This window comes from Thalassospiraceae bacterium LMO-JJ14 (assembly GCA_021555105.2).
In the GTDB taxonomy this organism is placed as follows: domain Bacteria; phylum Pseudomonadota; class Alphaproteobacteria; order Rhodospirillales; family Casp-alpha2; genus UBA4479.
Genome location: CP134604.1, coordinates 2,215,291 through 2,217,086, shown reverse-complemented (window position 1 = coordinate 2,217,086; position 1,796 = coordinate 2,215,291). Strand labels below are relative to the sequence as shown.

4 protein-coding genes are annotated in these 1,796 nt (G+C 54.6%); 3 read left to right on the top strand and 1 reads right to left on the bottom strand.

Annotated features, from left to right (window positions below):
• Nucleotides 1-282: 282 nt before the first annotated feature.
• The 3 genes from L2D14_10500 to L2D14_10490 all read left to right on the top strand — a co-directional run bounded on the left by L2D14_10500 (nucleotide 283) and on the right by L2D14_10490 (nucleotide 1,472).
• The gene (locus tag L2D14_10500; GenBank protein WNJ98303.1) at nucleotides 283-861 is read left to right on the top strand and encodes a gamma-glutamylcyclotransferase; all 579 of its coding nucleotides are present in this window, start codon (nucleotides 283-285) and stop codon (nucleotides 859-861) included.
• 105 nt (nucleotides 862-966) lie between these two features.
• Entirely contained in the window at nucleotides 967-1,257 is a 291-nt protein-coding gene (gene fliN, locus L2D14_10495) for a flagellar motor switch protein FliN (protein WNJ98302.1), read from the top strand.
• Between the two features lie 11 nt (nucleotides 1,258-1,268).
• Nucleotides 1,269-1,472, top strand: coding sequence for a hypothetical protein (locus L2D14_10490; protein WNJ98301.1), 204 nt, complete (start codon nucleotides 1,269-1,271; stop codon nucleotides 1,470-1,472).
• Nucleotides 1,473-1,499: 27 nt separating this feature from the next.
• Here L2D14_10490 and L2D14_10485 read toward each other — a convergent pair whose 3' ends face one another.
• Nucleotides 1,500-1,766 (bottom strand): hypothetical protein, encoded by a 267-nt coding sequence (locus L2D14_10485; protein WNJ98300.1) that lies wholly within the window; start codon nucleotides 1,764-1,766, stop codon nucleotides 1,500-1,502.
• Nucleotides 1,767-1,796 lie beyond the last annotated feature (30 nt).

Sequence of the window (1,796 nt, the reverse complement as noted above, 5' to 3'; positions counted from 1 at the left end):
TCAAAAGAGCCCCCCAAAGGCTCGGTGTCCAGCGGCTGGGAAACCGCGAAACACTTCATATAAACCCCGATGGCAGCAGCTTCTCTGCAGCACTTGTCGGTTATCGTCTTTTCCGTCAAAACCAACTGTGACATGCATCACTTTTGATGAAAATTTTAACTAAATTCCGATGGTTGGCCATTTCACTCCAGAAGATTACTCTAGCCAAATTTGATGTAACGGAAAATCCAATAATTTCCGGGATTTAAGTCTCACTAAGTAAACCGCCAGGATGACAGCTACATGACAGGCTCGCGCTATGGAAACGAGATCCCGGATGTCGAATGGATATTCGGCTACGGATCGTTGATGTGGCGACCGGGATTCCGCTTCCTCGAACAGCAGACGGCACGGCTCGACGGCTATCATCGCGCGCCATGCATCTATTCGCATTACCATCGCGGCACGCTTGATGTGCCGGGTCTGGTTCTTGGTCTGGACGAAGGCGGTTATTGCCTTGGCATAGCATTCAGAATAGACATTAAGGACAGGGTACAAATATTTGATTATCTTTATGAAAGAGAGATGATCGGCTACGCGTATCAACCGGCCTGCGTGGACGTGGATATCAACGGGAAAGCGGTCTCCGCCTACACCTTCATCGCCGATCCGGCACACGAACAATATGCCGGTACGCTCGGCGAAAGCACGGCGGCGGAAATCATCATGCGGGCCGAGGGGATCAGCGGCCTGAACCGCGAATACCTGCTGAATACGGTAGCCAAACTGGAGACGGAAGGCTTCGCCGAGCCCGACCTGATGTCGCTGCGCCAGCGGGTCCGCATCCTGACCGGCGAAATCGATCAGGGCGGCGGAATCTGAGCCTGTGCGAATGCCGTAGGCTGGTCTGCGCGAAAATGATAATCTGCGATTCTCAGGGCAAGAGATTCATCAAGCGTTAACCAAGTTGCCGCTAGGATCGCGATTATGGCAGAAGAAGATAAGGAATACGGCGTCAAAAGTGACGGCTCGCGCAGCGAGATGGAGGCCGTTCTCGACGTTAAGCTCGAGGTCACGGCGGTTCTCGGCACGGCCTTCATGCCGATCAGTCAAATTCTAAAACTCGGACGTGGCGCGGTTGTCGAACTAGACCGCACCGTCGGCGAGGATATCGAGCTTCATGCCAATAACCAGCTCATCGCCAAGGGCGAGGTCATCGTCGTGGAAGACCGGCTTGGCGTGACCGTCAATGACGTGATCAAAAGCCCTTCGGGCTAACGAGGCCAATCATGACACTTACACCCGCTGTCTATAAGACCGCCACGCTGATGATCCAGGAATACGGTGAATTCGCCCCCGCCGGCGCTTTCATCAAAGCCGACCAGTTGCGCGATGCCGGTGATGCTGCCGGACGTGAAATCTGGCTCAAGATCGCAAGGGCGGCGGAGGAACTTCTGTCGGACGAACGTCCGCAGGATTGCGTCCTTCACTAACGCGCTGACGCGCGCGTCCCTCAATACTCACGATGGCGGCTTCGGCGCTTTCTTGACGCACTCGAACGTGCTGACCGAGGTGCGCACGTAATACAGGTTCATGATGGAGCTTTCCTGCACTTTGACGGCAATTTTGCCGAAACTTGCACAGTGCTTTTCGGCCTTGCGCTGGACCAGCAGATTGTTTTCGGCCGAGTGCCGGATCGAAATGCCGTTTTCATCCGCGGCGACAACGGCGCACCCGCTCAACAGGACGGCCCCGAGCAAAACAGCTAAGAATTTGTATTTCTTCATTGTACCGGCTTATCATAGCTGGACCTACTG